The 13150-nt window shown below is 69.6% G+C and carries 12 protein-coding genes; 6 read left to right on the top strand and 6 right to left on the bottom strand.

The window, feature by feature from the left end:
- Nucleotides 1–122: 122 nt before the first annotated feature.
- The 3 genes from ACWEPG_RS14795 to ACWEPG_RS14785 form a co-directional block, all read right to left on the bottom strand.
- A complete protein-coding gene (locus tag ACWEPG_RS14795; RefSeq protein WP_452594680.1) occupies nt 123–1631 on the bottom strand; it encodes an MFS transporter in 1509 nt (502 codons plus the stop codon).
- Nucleotides 1632–1932: 301 nt separating this feature from the next.
- Nucleotides 1933–3591, bottom strand: coding sequence for an FAD-binding protein (locus tag ACWEPG_RS14790; RefSeq protein WP_452594679.1), 1659 nt, complete (start codon nt 3589–3591; stop codon nt 1933–1935).
- Nucleotides 3592–3603: 12 nt separating this feature from the next.
- Complete coding sequence (locus ACWEPG_RS14785; protein ID WP_450114916.1) at nt 3604–3975, bottom strand: nuclear transport factor 2 family protein; 372 nt, start codon at nt 3973–3975, stop codon at nt 3604–3606.
- A gap of 273 nt (nt 3976–4248) precedes the next feature.
- Here ACWEPG_RS14785 and ACWEPG_RS14780 point away from each other — a divergent pair, with 273 nt between their 5' ends.
- Both ACWEPG_RS14780 and ACWEPG_RS14775 read left to right on the top strand, forming a co-directional pair.
- Nucleotides 4249–5163: an SGNH/GDSL hydrolase family protein gene (locus ACWEPG_RS14780; protein ID WP_452594678.1), complete on the top strand. Its 915-nt coding sequence runs from the start codon at nt 4249–4251 to the stop codon at nt 5161–5163.
- A gap of 253 nt (nt 5164–5416) precedes the next feature.
- A complete protein-coding gene (locus ACWEPG_RS14775) occupies nt 5417–6235 on the top strand; it encodes a DUF5602 domain-containing protein (RefSeq protein ID WP_450114914.1) in 819 nt (272 codons plus the stop codon).
- 12 nt (nt 6236–6247) lie between these two features.
- Here ACWEPG_RS14775 and ACWEPG_RS14770 read toward each other — a convergent pair whose 3' ends face one another.
- A complete protein-coding gene (locus ACWEPG_RS14770) occupies nt 6248–6769 on the bottom strand; it encodes a flavin reductase family protein (RefSeq protein ID WP_450114913.1) in 522 nt (173 codons plus the stop codon).
- 131 nt (nt 6770–6900) lie between these two features.
- Nucleotides 6901–7473 carry a TetR/AcrR family transcriptional regulator gene (locus ACWEPG_RS14765; protein WP_450114912.1) on the bottom strand — a complete coding sequence of 191 codons (573 nt, stop codon included), beginning with the start codon at nt 7471–7473 and terminating at the stop codon, nt 6901–6903.
- 98 nt (nt 7474–7571) lie between these two features.
- Between ACWEPG_RS14765 and ACWEPG_RS14760 the strand changes: the two genes are divergently transcribed.
- Nucleotides 7572–7964 (top strand): SPW repeat protein, encoded by a 393-nt coding sequence (locus ACWEPG_RS14760; protein ID WP_450114911.1) that lies wholly within the window; start codon nt 7572–7574, stop codon nt 7962–7964.
- Nucleotides 7965–8062: 98 nt separating this feature from the next.
- Here ACWEPG_RS14760 and ACWEPG_RS14755 read toward each other — a convergent pair whose 3' ends face one another.
- A complete protein-coding gene (locus ACWEPG_RS14755) occupies nt 8063–9541 on the bottom strand; it encodes an FAD-dependent oxidoreductase (protein WP_452594677.1) in 1479 nt (492 codons plus the stop codon).
- A gap of 329 nt (nt 9542–9870) precedes the next feature.
- Between ACWEPG_RS14755 and ACWEPG_RS14750 the strand changes: the two genes are divergently transcribed.
- The 3 genes from ACWEPG_RS14750 (at nt 9871) to ACWEPG_RS14740 (ending at nt 13130) form a co-directional block, all read left to right on the top strand.
- Nucleotides 9871–10440 carry a hypothetical protein gene (locus ACWEPG_RS14750; protein ID WP_452594676.1) on the top strand — a complete coding sequence of 190 codons (570 nt, stop codon included), beginning with the start codon at nt 9871–9873 and terminating at the stop codon, nt 10438–10440.
- Nucleotides 10441–10636: 196 nt separating this feature from the next.
- A complete protein-coding gene (mdo, locus tag ACWEPG_RS14745; RefSeq protein WP_450113807.1) occupies nt 10637–11908 on the top strand; it encodes an NDMA-dependent methanol dehydrogenase in 1272 nt (423 codons plus the stop codon).
- Nucleotides 11909–12059: 151 nt separating this feature from the next.
- Entirely contained in the window at nt 12060–13130 is a 1071-nt protein-coding gene (locus ACWEPG_RS14740) for a MadB family AAA-type ATPase (protein ID WP_452594675.1), read from the top strand.
- Nucleotides 13131–13150 lie beyond the last annotated feature (20 nt).

Below are 13150 nucleotides of genomic sequence, written 5' to 3'. Positions count from 1 at the left end.
TCGCCGTCCTCACCGCGCCGGTCGTGAATGTAGGCGCCGTTCGGTCCACGTGCCCGCACAGAGTGCACTCACCTGACGCGCACGCTGTGACATTGCGCCGACCGGGGGAAGCGGGTGCCGGGTCAGTCGGTGACGAGAGCCGGCTCGGAGGGGTCCACGCCGACGGCGGCGGGGACGGCGACCTGTTCGATACGGCGCGGCAGTGCGAACGCCACCAGCGCACCGATGAGCGCGGCGACCGCGCCGATCAGGAAGGCGACCTGGAAGCCCTTGTCCGTGTAGAAAACCACACCCTGGGTCATCTCCAGCGGGATCGGGGCGATGTGCGAGTTGTTCATGACCGTGAACGCGACGACCGGCAACACCGCCGGGAACACCGACTGGAAGACACCGACGATGCTCGCGGTGCTCGCCTGCAGTTGCGGCGGCACGGCCTCGATGAGCAGGTTCGGGATCGACGCGTACGCCATGCCCATTCCGGTTCCGAACAGGCCGGCGAACACGATCAGCAGCGCCTTGTCGTCGTGCACCATCGCGACGCAGAGGAAACCGGCGGCCATACCGAGCATCCCGATCACCATGAGCGGCCGCGGCCGGATGCCGCGACCGACGAGCATGCCGACGATGATGCCGCCGATGACGACCATGCCGCCGATCGGCGCCTGGAAGATGGCGAATCCCTCTGCACTGACACCGAATCCGTAGCCGAGACCCAGGACGGCCGGGGTCATCGCGAGCATCGGAAGCAGGATGGTGAACAGTCCGCTGGATCCGTAGCAGAAGCCGGCACCGACGGCGGTGAGCAGGACCGGACGCTGCCTGAGCACGTCGAGGTCGATCAGCGGCTCCCGCACGGTGCGGGCCGAAATCAGCCAGGCACCGATCAGCACGATGCCGCCGACGAGGTAGGCCAGGGTCGAACCGCTGCTCCAGCCCCAGGTGGGTCCGAAGCTGACCGCGATCAACACACCGGCGATACCGGCGCCGAGCAGTACCGCGCCGATCAGGTCGATACGCGAACGCAACCGCACCGCCGACTCGTCGGTGGAGACCACGATCATCGCGCCGAGCACGACGAGACCGATCACGAAGAACCAGAAGATGCTGCGGAACCCGTGATTGTCGATGAGCCAGCCCGTGAGGAAGGGGGCGGGGATCGCGATCAGGCCCATCCCGCTGGTGGCGATACTGACGGCCAACGCGACGGTCCGCTGCGGGAAGACGTCCCGGACCAACGAGTAGCTCAGGAACAGGCACGGGACCAGCAGGCCCGACAGCGCGCGACCGGCGACGAGGACGGCGTAGCTGCCTGCGAGGGCGGAGACCAGCGAACCGAGCGCCGCGACGGCCACACACACGAGCAGGAGCCGCCGCTTGCCGTACATGTCCGCGAGCTTGCCGATCAACGGGGCGGTGACTGCGCCGACGAGCAGGAAGGACGTGAGCAGCCAGGCGCCCTGGGTGGTCTGGTAGTGGGCGGCGATGGCGGGCAACGCCATCGAGATCATCATGTAGCTGACCGCGAGCATCTCGAGGAGCAGCACGATCGAGGCCAGCGAGAAGATCAGTCGGGGCGTCCACGTCTGGGCGGCGTGCTCGGCCGGCGCTGCGGCCTGTGGTCCTGTGACCATGGGGGTTCCTTCCGGATTCCCGGACCGGCCGTCGAAGTCCTGATTCGAGGATCGGGCCGAGATGTGATGGTTGGCAGACACATTCACCGGACAGCCGGTCAATCGTGTTGCCCACATCACACTCTCCGCTGTGTGTCGCGCACCACACCGTGTTCCAGTCAGCGGGACGCCCGTGGGACGGGTGCCGAAACGACGAATCCCCGGGGCAACATCGGGTCCACATGACGTGGATTCCGTTGTGCCCCGGGGATTCCGGGATCAAGCCCGCTCGGGCCCAGGCGGCCGCAGAACGGTCTTCGCGTCAGTGTCCGGCGGCGTGCCGAGCGCCGATGTAGCCGAACACCATCGCCGGTCCGATCGTCGCGCCCGCACCGGCGTAGTCGTGACCCATGACCGCGGCCGACGTGTTGCCCGTGGCGTACAGACCCTCGATCACCGAACCGTCGGCGCGCAGCACCCGGGCGTGCTCGTCGTAGACCATCCCGCCCTTGGTGCCGAGGTCGCCCGCGGCCATCCGGACCGCGTAGAACGGTCCGCTGTCGATCACGTCCAGCGTCGGCGCCGGGAGCGTGGGGTCGCCGTAGTAGTTGTCGTACGCGCTGTCACCGCGACCGAAGTCCTCGTCCCGGCCGGCCCGGGCGAACCCGTTGAACCGGTCCACCGTCTCGGCCAACTGCACCGCAGGCAACCCGATCGACACGGCCAGCTCCTCGATCGACTCCGCCCGATGCATCAGCCCGGTCGCGAACCACGACCTCGGGAACTTCTGCCCCGGCATCACGCCACCGAACTGGTAGCGGTTCTTCGCCTTTCCGTCGAAGACGAACCAGATCGGGTCGTGCCGACCGGCGATCTGCTCGTGCACGAACGTCACGTACGGTGCCGCCTCGTTGGTGAAGCGCCGACCCGACTGGTCCACGATGATCGAGCGGGGGATCGACCGCTCCGACACCAGCACGTGCATGATGCCGTCGGGCCGCCGGAAGGACGGCATCCACCAGGCATCGTCCATCAGATCCAGTGCTGCCCCGACCTTTTCACCGGCGACGATCCCGTCACCGGTGTTGTCCACCGCCCCGGCGCTGTAGTTGTCCTTGCCACCCTCGCGCAGGTACTTCTTGCGCATCTGCTCGCCCTGCTCGAATCCGCCGCTGGCCAGCAGCACCCCGCGCCGGGCGCGGATCCGCAGGTCCGCACCGTCGCGGCGGACGAGCAGGCCGACCACCGCGCCCGAGGAATCGGTGATCAGCTCCCGCATCGGGCTGTCGAGCCACAGCGGAATGCCCGCGTCCTTGACGGTCAGTCGCAGCCGCGCGATCAGCGCCTGACCGAGAGTCTCCATGTGCCGACGCAGCACGAGGCTCTTGACCGCGCGCCACCCGGTGGCCAGCGCCGCCCGGCGTCCCGCCCAGGTGCGCATCACCATGTTCAGCTTCGCGAACTCCTTGGACGTGATGTACAGACCCGCGGGAGTCGCCAAAGCACCGGGCCGCAGCAGCTTTTCGTCCTCGCCGAGCCGCTTGAGGTCGAACGGCAACGGCTCGATCGTCCGCCCCCGCGGGCGTCCGCCGGGCTGCTCGGGGTGGTAGTCGGAGTAGCCGGTGCACCACTGGAACCGCATGTGCGGTCCGGCGGACTCCAGGAACTCCATCGTGGCCGGGCCCTCGTCGATGAACGCGTCGACGTTCGCCGACGGGACCCGGTCGCCGATCACGGCGTCGAGGTAGCGGCGCACGTCCTCCCGCGAGTCCGCGAGACCCGCGCGCCGCAGGGTCGGATTGTTCGGGATCCAGATGTTGCCGCCGGACAGGGCGGTGGTCCCGCCGTAGACCGACGCCTTCTCCACGATCAGCGTGTCCAGCCCGCCGTCCTTCGCCGCGAGCGCACCGGTGAGTCCACCACAGCCGCTGCCGACCACGACGAAATCGACCTCGTGGTCCCAGTTCTCGGTTTCGGTCATGTTCGTCCCCCGTCAGGCGACGGTCATGTCGGACGGCGACCACACCGCGCGCATGCTGGTGATGCGGGCCTGGTCGTCGAAGGTCATGACGTCGATCGGTTCGATGGTGATCGTCTGGTCCCCGGTCTCGGTGACGACCCGGAAGTGGAAGGCGGCGGTGTTTCCCGCGACCTTGACGGCCAGCAGTTCGGTGCGGTTGCGGACGGCGTCGAGAGCCGAGTAGAACTTCTCGATCTCCTCCCGCCCGACCTTCGGCTCGCTGCCGACCGGGTCCTCGAGGGTGGCCCCCTCGGCGTACAGGGCAGCGATGTCGGCGGACGTGCCACCGGCGACCGCGTCCAGGTAGGTGGCGACTGCGGAACGGATGTCGTCTTCGAAGGCCATGTGATGACTCCAGGGTTTCGGGGGTGCTGCGGGTGCGACGGTAGCCACGTCCGTCTCGGAACGAACCCCCGTTCTCCCGGGGAGCGGGAGAACTCTCGAATTGCCCGTCGGGTGCGGGCGGGCGCCGGTGCGTTACGGCCGCCGCGGTGGAAACACCGGAAATCCCCTGGCTGTGCGGTCACCGTGGAGTAACGATCGACGCCGTCCCGGGCTCATCCACGGCCCGGCCGACCTACGCTCGATGCAACCGCCGACACGACCTGGAGCGTCGAGATGCGCGCGAAAGCCGTTCCTGCCCCCTTGTTCCGCTTTGTCTCGTTCTCCGTCGCCGCGATGCTCTCCTTCGTCGCGGTGTGCGCCGTGGGGGTCCCCGAGGCAACCGCGGCCGAACCCACCTACTACGTCTCGCTGGGCGACTCCCTGGCCGCCGGCTACCAGCCCGACACCCGGAAGGACGAGCCCGTCTCCTACACCGACGACCTGTTCGCCACGCTCCGCGCGTCCGATCCCAACCTGCAGCACATCCGGCTCGGGTGCAGCGGGGAATCCACCGCGACCATGATCAACGGCGGGCGGTGCACGTACGACGGCGCGACCTCGCAACTCGACGCCGCGACGAAGTTCATCACCGCGCACCGGGGACAGGTCCGGTACGTCACCGAGGACCTCGGCGCGAACGACGTCTACCCCTGCATTCGCGGCGGCGGCTCCGGCTCGCCGGGCTCGTCCGGAGTGCCCGACGTCGGGTGCGTCGCGAACGCCCTGGCGACGATCGGCACCAACCTCGCGACGATCAACCGTCAACTGCGCGCCGCGGGCGGTGAGGGGCCCGCCTACGTCGGGATGACCTACTACAACCCGACCCTCGCGAGCTGGCCGACCGGAACCACCGGACAGGCCGTCGCGGTCGCGACCACCGGCGCCGACAACGTTCTCGGCTCGACGATCGTCACCGCGAACTCCGGGGCCGGCTGGAAGACCGCCGACGTCGCGGCCGCGTTCTCCACCAACGACTTCGGGAATCCCGTTGCCGTGCCCGGCCTCGGGACGCAGCCACACAACGTCGCCCAGGTCTGCCTGTGGACGTGGATGTGCACCGGCTACAAGGACATTCACGCCAATCCGGCCGGGCACCGGGCGATCGCCGAGACCTTCCTGCCGATACTCACCGGAGCATCGGCCCGGTAGAGGGCGGGATCCCGGACGAAGGGAAGGGTCTTCGCCTCGATGTGGTGATCCTGCTCAGTGAGATGCGCCAGGCCCCGCCGGGCCGGGCGTCTCGCCCGGCTCCGCACGCGCGGGTGGCGTCCGCCCCGAGATACCGGGATCGGAACAACCCAGGATTCTGGGATGTTCGGTGGCGGCGCCGACCACCAGTCTCGGTGACGACCAGACGATCGTGGGGCGGCGCCGGGCGGCGCGTGCCCGAAAGGACACACCGATGACTCTTCCGGTTGAGTGGCGCGCCGTGGCCGCGGGAACCGCGCTGTGCGTGGGTGCCGCGCTGGCCGGGTGCGGGGCCGCCGACGCGGACCGTCACAACGACGGCGCCACCTACTTCGGCCCTGGCCAGGACCTCGGCGACGGGACCACCCGCTCGTTCGTGCGACTCGACGCGGCCGGGCGCCCCGCCGAGGTCGGCCTGCGGATGTCGGCGGCGGCACTGGACGGCCTGCCCTCCGGTCCCGATGCCCGACCCCAGATGCTCATGCTCGCACTGCCCGACGAGGCAGGCGACACCGTCTTCGAGCACGTCATGCTCGACTGGAACCCGAATGGGCACGACCCGCAGGTGCTGTTCGGCAAACCGCATTTCGACATGCACTTCTACCTAGCGGACACGGCCGAGGTGCACGGCATCGACCCCGCCGACCCCGAGTTCGCGGTCAAGGCGGCGCGACTCCCGGATCCGCGGTACGTTCCGCTGAATTACGTCCCCCCGCCGGGGCCACCCGAGGCCAGCGTGGTGCCGGCGATGGGCCTCCACTGGAGCAACGCTGCGGATGGCCTGGTGCCCGGGGAGTTCGATTTCACCGAGGTGCTGCTCAACGGGTCCTGGGACGGCGAGTTCACCTTCATCGAGCCGATGATGACCCGCGAGTGGATGCTGACCAAGCCGACGCTGCGCGAGGACCTGGAGTTGCCGCAGGCATACCCGAAGTCCGGGTACTCGCCGACCACCTACACCGTCGAATTCGACGAGGGCACCGACGAATACGTCATCGCTCTCGGTGGGATGGTCGAGCGCACCGCCTCCTGAGACATCCGCCGGCTAGTGGGCGGCGAAATCTCCGTAGCCGCCCTTGAAGAAGAGCAGCGGCTGCCGGTCGACGTCGGCGGTCAGGTCGGTGATGCGGGCGATGACGATGGTGTGGTCGCCGGCGTCGTGCTCGACCTCGACGGTCGCGTCGATCCGGGCCAGGGTGCCGTCGAGCGCGGGGGCGCCGTTCTGGGCCGGGGACCACGACACGCCCGCGAACTTGTCGGCGCCGCTGGTCGCGAACTGTCCGCAGATGTCCTTCTGGTCGTGCGCGAGCACGTTGATGCACAGGTTGCGGGCCTCACGCAGCAGCGGCCAGCTCTTCGACGTCTTGGTCGGGCAGAACGAGACGAACGGCGGCTCGAGGGACAGCGAGACGACGGACTGGCAAGTGAACCCGAGCGGCTGCTCGCCGTCGTGAGCGGTGATGACGGCGACACCGGTGCAGAAGTGGCTCATCACCTTGCGCAGCGTGGCGGCGTCGGGGCCGGACAGCTCGATGTGCTCGGCGACGGCGGTCGGTTCTGCGCTCATGTGATTCCTCCTGACGAGACGGGCACCCAACAGCATCGGGCTCCGGTCGGCACTATGCCATCTGAGGTCCCGGTCAGTGGGCGCCTTTTCCGTGACGGATTTCGAATCCGACCGCAGGGCTCCGGTCGGGATCACCGCCCGCCGGTGGGTGTCCGGGCGAACGCGGGCAGCAGGGTGTCGACGACCCGATCGACGATCCCGGCCTCGTCTTCCGCCCCTCGGGCCCGGTGGGCGACGTAGGCACCGACGACCGAGTCCATGAAGGTGTCGGCGTCCAGGTCCGCGCGGACCGTGCCGCGGGCGATGTGCTCGCGCACCACGCCGGCCAGGCTGCCCCGGTGCCGGACCAGGATCGCCCGGATGACGTGGGTGAACGAGGGGTCCTCGTCGGTCACCAGTGCGGCGAGGCCGCCGAAGCCGATTCCGCTGTCGATCGACCGCAGGGACTGCTCGGTCAACCAGACCAGCACGTCGCGGGCGGTGGCATCCGCGGCGGGCGGGACGGGTTGGGCGATCGGCGCGAGTGCAGCCGTGAGCATTTCGTCCCGGTCGCGGTAGCGACGGTAGATCGTGGTGCGCGCCATCCCGGTTCGCGTGGCCACGCCCTCGATGGTGACCGCCCGCGGGCCCTTGAGCCGGAGCAGGTCGAGGACCGCGTCCGCGATGCGTTGCTCGGGGGCGGCCGGCCTACCGCTCGACGCCACTGTTGTTCTCCTCACTCCGTGGAACACCACTCGACCCGATAACGCTACACTCTATGTAGCTACACTACATGTAGCGTATCGATCGAGAGGTGTCAGTCATGAAGTTCTCCAGCACGTTCGCCGGAGGGGCGGCCCTGCTCCTCGGCCTCGTCACCATGTCCGCGTCGTTCTGGGCGGATACCACCCCGATCGGCTCCGGCCTGACACTCGGCCTGGGGGCCATCACCGCGATCTACGCGTTGTGGTCGCTGGTCGCCAAGGACCCGACCAAGGACCACTGGGCGCTGTCCATCGTGGGCCTGGTGCTGTTCATAGCCCCGTGGGTCGGACAGTTCGCCGGCGACGGCGCCGCCTGGACGGCGTGGATCGCCGGGGCGCTCGTCATGGCCGTCGCCGGAACCGCCTACGTCGCCGACGAATCCACAGAGCTCACCGACACGAACGCGCGACGTGACCGGGAGACCTACCGGGCAGCCCACGCGACCCGGTAGCTCGCCGGTCGGAAGGGTCGCAGGCCCGGCTCACCCGAGAACACGAAGACCCCGGACCGAATGGCATCGGTCCGGGGTCTCGGCGAGGTCCGGTGCGGTCAGGCCTTCGCGGCGCTCTGCCCGGCCCGACGGCCGAAGAAGCTGCCGTCACCGAGGGAGGCGCCGCTCGCGTAGCCACCGGCGCAGACGCCGGACGTGCAGCGACCGGCCGCGAACAGGCCCGGAATCGGCTGCCCGGAGACGTGCAGCACCTCGGAGTCGACGCTGGTGCGCAGGCCGCCGAGGGTGAACCCGCCGGTCATGCCGCGCAGGTCGATCGCGGCGATCGGGGAGCCGATGGGCTTGACCCACTCCGGCTTCTTCCCGAGCAGCGGGTCCTCCCCGTTCGCGGCGTGCCGGTTGTACACCTCGACGGTGGCCTGCAGCGACCCGGCGGGCAGCCCGATCTCCGACTCGAGCTCCAGGGCCGTCTCCGCCACCCACTTCGGGCGGTGCCGCAGCTGGGGGCTCGACGTCGGACGGGTCAGGCCCTCCTCGTAGGCGTCCTCGTCGATGATCAGAAACGCCTGGTTCTGGTTCTCGTACAGCGTCGCCTGGCCGACCCGGCCGGGGTAGGTGTCCTCGTTGATGTAGCGCTGGCCGCGCCCGTTGACCAGGATGCCGCGGATGAACAGCTGCGGATCGCAGAAGAACGCCACCTCCGCCGCATCCATGTGCGCCAGATCGGCGCCGATCGCCTGCGCCATCCGGATCGCGCGGCCGTCGTGCTCCTCGATCGAGGCGGCGGGCCGGTTGACCATCTTCGGCGCGAACGACTCGAGCATCTGGTTGTTGTAGGCGAAGCTGCCGGTCGCCAGCACCACGCCCTTGCGGGCGCGGACGGTGACGTCCTTGCCGTACTGCTTGGCCTGGACGCCGACGACACGCCCGTCGGCGTCGACGATCAGGGTCTGCACGCGCATGTCGTACTCCGCCCGCACACCGAGCTCGGTCGCCTTGTCGGTGAGCGGCTTCATCAGCATGTAGCCGCCGCCCTTCTCGGAGCTGACGTGCTTGTCCTGCATCTGCGGGACGTGACCGCGCGGGGCCGGCGGGATCGTCGCGTTGAACGGCGCCGCGTTCTCGCCGCCGGTGTACTGCAGGCCGTCGTCGCCCGGCGGCTCCCAGCCCGGCTCACCCCAGAAACTCTCCTTGAACGGCACGCCGCACTCGTCTACGAGCCAGTGGTAATGGTCGACGCTGCCCTCGCAGTAGGCGTCGATCTTCGCCTCGTCGGTGCCCGGTCCGAGCGCCGCCTTCATGAAGGCCTTCATGTTGTCGACGGTGTCCTCGAACCCGCACGCCTTCTGCAGCGGGGTGCCGCCGCCCATGTAGATGAAGCCGCCGGCCATCGCGGCCGCGCCGCCCCAGCCTCCGGTGCGCTCGAGCACCAGCACCTCGGCACCGTCCTGCGCGGCACCGACCACGGCGGCCGCCCCGGCGACACCGAAACCCGCGACGACGACGTCCGCTTCGTAGTCCCACTGCTCGACCTCGGCGGCCGACCTCGGCCGGAGGTCGTCCGAATTACTCGCCATGACAATGCCTTTCAGTGATCCAGGATACGCCACGCGGGCGGCCGGACATCGGTACCCGCCCGCGAGTGGAGGGTGCCCTCGCCGCCGCCGACGGCTCGCTGCCCCGCCCGTCATGGGCCGGGCAACGGTCGGCGGTGATCCGCCTCGCGGAGTTGCCCCTCTCGTCTACCCGGGTTCCCGCGACATCGGACCCGAACGTCCCATCCTGCGGGAGAACGGGCCCGCGATCGGGCGCCTCCGCAGTGCTCCCGATCAGCGGGAATGCCGCTGCCCCCGCCGCTTCGCGGCGCCTAGCGTGACGCCATCGGCACCGATCGGAGGTAGCGCACATGGAGACGACCCTGCAGGCGGACGGACGGTTCACCGTCGACCCCGACCGGATCCGCGCGTTCGCGGACGCGACCGGGTGCACGCACCGGGCCTACCGGGAGGACCGGGCCGTGGTTCCGCCCACCTACCTGTGCGGCACCGACCCGATCGCCGGCGGGCACGACGTCCCGGCCGAGCGCGACTGCCGGTTCTTCGGGACGCCGCCGCGGGCGGGCGACCTGCTGACCGTCACCGTCCGCGACGGCGAGCACGACCGGCTCACCGAGTACCGGGACGCCGACGGCCGCCTGATCGCCGACGCCTGGACGCAGGGCGCCGGTGGCGACACCACGACGGTGGGGATGCTGGCGAACTACGCCACCGACTGGCTCGGGGCGGAGTCGGTGCGCCGGTTCCGCACCCGTCTCGTCTCCGCGGCCCCGGCCGGCGAGCCGCTGTCGTGCTCGGGCGAGGTGGTGCAGGAGTACACCGCCGACGGGGAGCCGCGCGTGGACGTCGTCCTCACCGCCGTCGGCGAGAGTGGACGCGTCGCGGCCCGCGCCTGGGCCACCTTCGCCCGCGCCGCCTGATCCCCGGCCCCTTCGTTCCCCGCCCGCTCCGGGAGGCTGACCGCCCGGGCCCGGCGGCACCTACCCGATCGGACGGTTCGGCGACGGCAACCGGACGGTTCGGCCGCCGACACCTTCCGCCCGGGTGATCCGGCCCACCAGAGTTCCCTCGTGAGACGCGCGTCACATACGCGCACCGGACACGAGGAGACCTCCGATGGCCATCGAGCTCAACCAGATCTGGGACTTCCCCATCAAGGAGTTCCATCCCTTCCCGCGCGCCCTCCTTGGCGTCGGCGCCCACGACATCATCGGCGTCGAGGCGAAGAACCTCGGGTTCCAGCGGGTGCTGTTGATGACCACCGGCCTGCGCGGGTCGGGGATCATCGAGGAGATCATCGGCAAGCTCGAGTACCAGGGCCTCGACGTCGTCCTGTACGACAAGGTGGAGTCGAACCCCAAGGACTACAACGTCATGGAGGCGGCGGCGCTCTACCAGACGGAGAAGTGCGACAGCATCATCTCCATCGGTGGCGGCTCCAGCCACGACGCCGCGAAGGGCGCCCGCGTGGTGATCGCGCACGACGGCCGCAACATCAACGAGTTCGAGGGCTTTGCCAAGTCCACCAACAAGCAGAATCCACCGCACATCGCGGTCTCCACCACCGCGGGCACCGGCTCCGAGACGTCGTGGGCGTACGTCATCACCGACACCTCCGACATGGACCATCCGCACAAGTGGGTCGGCTTCGACGAGGCCACGATCGTCACCCTCGCGATCGACGACCCGCTGCTGTACTACAGCCTCCCGCAGCACTTCACGGCCTACTGCGGCTTCGACGTGCTGGCGCACTCGAGCGAGCCGTACGTCTCCCGGCTCGACTTCGCCCCGTCCCTCGGCAACGCCCTCTACGCGACGGAGCTGGTGGCGCAGAACCTGCGCGAGGCGGTGTTCGACCCGCGCAACCTCAAAGCCCGTGAGGGCATGATGAACGCGCAATACATTGCGGCGCAGGCGTTCAACTCGGGCGGCCTGGGCATCATCCACTCCATCTCGCACGCGATGAGCGCATTCTTCGACAGCCACCACGGCCTCAACAATGCGATCGCACTGCCCAGGGTGTGGGAGTACAACCTGCCCTCCCGTTACGAACACTTCGCCCGGCTTGCGACCGCGATGGGCGTCGACACTCGCAACATGACCACGGTGCAGGCCGCGGACGCCGCGGTCGAGGCGGCGATCCGGCTCTCCCGCGACGTCGGCATCCCGGAGAACTTCGCGTCGGTGCGCACCGACACCTACGAGAAGAACCAGATGAACACCGGCAAGTACACGGGCCGGGGCGAGTCGATCTCCGGTGACGACAAGACGGTGCGGGCGATCTCCGAGCACATCCAGGGCGACTGGTGCACCCCCGGAAACCCGCGCGAGGTGACGGTGGAGTCGATGATCCCGGTCGTCGGGCACTGCATCAACGGCACGTACTGACCGCACCCCCTTCCGCGGCCGGGGCGAGACCCCCTGCCCCTGCCCGCCCCGGCCGCGGGTTCCACCCATCCACGAGAGACGGAGCGCTGCAATGACTTCGGCCACCCTCCCGCACGAGGACATCCACCCAGAACCTCGTGTCATCGGGCCCATGACCGATCCACGCACCTTCGCGTCGGCCGCCGCGCTGGTGGACGCGTTGCGCGAGCAGAACTACATCGCCGACACCGACCTCGCGACGGTCACCCACCTGGCCACCGCACTGGACCGGCCGCTGCTGCTCGAGGGCCCCGCGGGCGTCGGCAAGACCGAGCTGGCGAAGGCGCTGGCCGCGGCGAGCGGCCGCAGGCTGGTGCGGCTGCAGTGCTACGAGGGCCTCGACTCGAGCCGGGCGCTCTACGAGTGGGACTACGCGAAACAACTTCTGCACGTGCAGATGTTGCGGGACCGGATCACCGCCGACACCGCCGGCCTGCCCGACCTCGACTCCGCATCCCGCCACCTCGCCGGTCGTGACTTCGGTCTGTACTCGGAGGCGTTCCTGTCGGTGCGGCCGCTGCTCGAGTCGGTGCTCTCCGAGCAGCCTGTGGTGCTGCTCGTCGACGAGGTGGACCGCACCGAGGAGTCGCTGGAGGCGCTGCTGCTGGAGGTGCTGGCCGAGAAGCAGGTCACGATCCCGGAGATCGGCACCGTCACCGCCCGTTCGACCCCGTGGGTGGTGTTGACCTCCAACGACACCAGGGAGCTCTCCCCGGCGCTCAAGCGCCGCTGCCTGCACTTCCACCTCGGCTTCCCGACCCCCGAGCGGGAACGGGAGGTGGTCACCGCCCGCGCTCCCGAGGTCGAACCCGCGGTCGCCGCCGACGTCGTCGAACTGGCCCGGACGCTGCGGGACCTGCCGCTGCGCAAGAGCCCGTCGATCTCCGAGGTCATCGACGCGAGCCGGGCCGCGACCCTGCTGACCGCGGCCGGGGAGCCGGTCTCCGACGAGACCCTGCGGACGCTGTACGCCACCCTGCTCAAGTACACCAGCGACCGCAACCTCGCCCTGGGTCGCCTGCACGGCGAAACGGATTCCCCCGCAACGCGCTCCGATCGACCGACGCGCCCCGTGACGATCGCGGAGGCGCCCGCCAACACCACCACCGCGGCCTTCCGCGGCACCGGCGGCGCCGAGCGCGGCGGGGCGAGCGTGCGCGGCACCGGACTGCGGGGGCGGTGACCGTGACCGCCGAGTGCGCA

Source organism: Rhodococcus sp. NPDC004095 (assembly GCF_053604015.1).
Note: the sequence above shows the minus strand (reverse complement) of the source record. Positions and strands in the feature narration are given on the sequence as shown.

Bases quoted from the DNA above. Each gene is read 5' to 3' on its own strand.
- ACWEPG_RS14795 (WP_452594680.1), bottom strand. From the start codon at position 1,631: ATGGTCACAGGACCACAGGCCGCAGCGCCGGCCGAGCACGCCGCCCAG.
- ACWEPG_RS14790 (WP_452594679.1), bottom strand. From the start codon at position 3,591: ATGACCGAAACCGAGAACTGGGACCACGAGGTCGATTTCGTCGTGGTC.
- ACWEPG_RS14785 (WP_450114916.1), bottom strand. From the start codon at position 3,975: ATGGCCTTCGAAGACGACATCCGTTCCGCAGTCGCCACCTACCTGGAC.
- ACWEPG_RS14780 (WP_452594678.1), top strand. From the start codon at position 4,249: ATGCGCGCGAAAGCCGTTCCTGCCCCCTTGTTCCGCTTTGTCTCGTTC.
- ACWEPG_RS14775 (WP_450114914.1), top strand. From the start codon at position 5,417: ATGACTCTTCCGGTTGAGTGGCGCGCCGTGGCCGCGGGAACCGCGCTG.
- ACWEPG_RS14770 (WP_450114913.1), bottom strand. From the start codon at position 6,769: ATGAGCGCAGAACCGACCGCCGTCGCCGAGCACATCGAGCTGTCCGGC.
- ACWEPG_RS14760 (WP_450114911.1), top strand. From the start codon at position 7,572: ATGAAGTTCTCCAGCACGTTCGCCGGAGGGGCGGCCCTGCTCCTCGGC.
- ACWEPG_RS14755 (WP_452594677.1), bottom strand. From the start codon at position 9,541: ATGGCGAGTAATTCGGACGACCTCCGGCCGAGGTCGGCCGCCGAGGTC.
- ACWEPG_RS14750 (WP_452594676.1), top strand. From the start codon at position 9,871: ATGGAGACGACCCTGCAGGCGGACGGACGGTTCACCGTCGACCCCGAC.
- mdo (WP_450113807.1), top strand. From the start codon at position 10,637: ATGGCCATCGAGCTCAACCAGATCTGGGACTTCCCCATCAAGGAGTTC.
- ACWEPG_RS14740 (WP_452594675.1), top strand. From the start codon at position 12,060: ATGACCGATCCACGCACCTTCGCGTCGGCCGCCGCGCTGGTGGACGCG.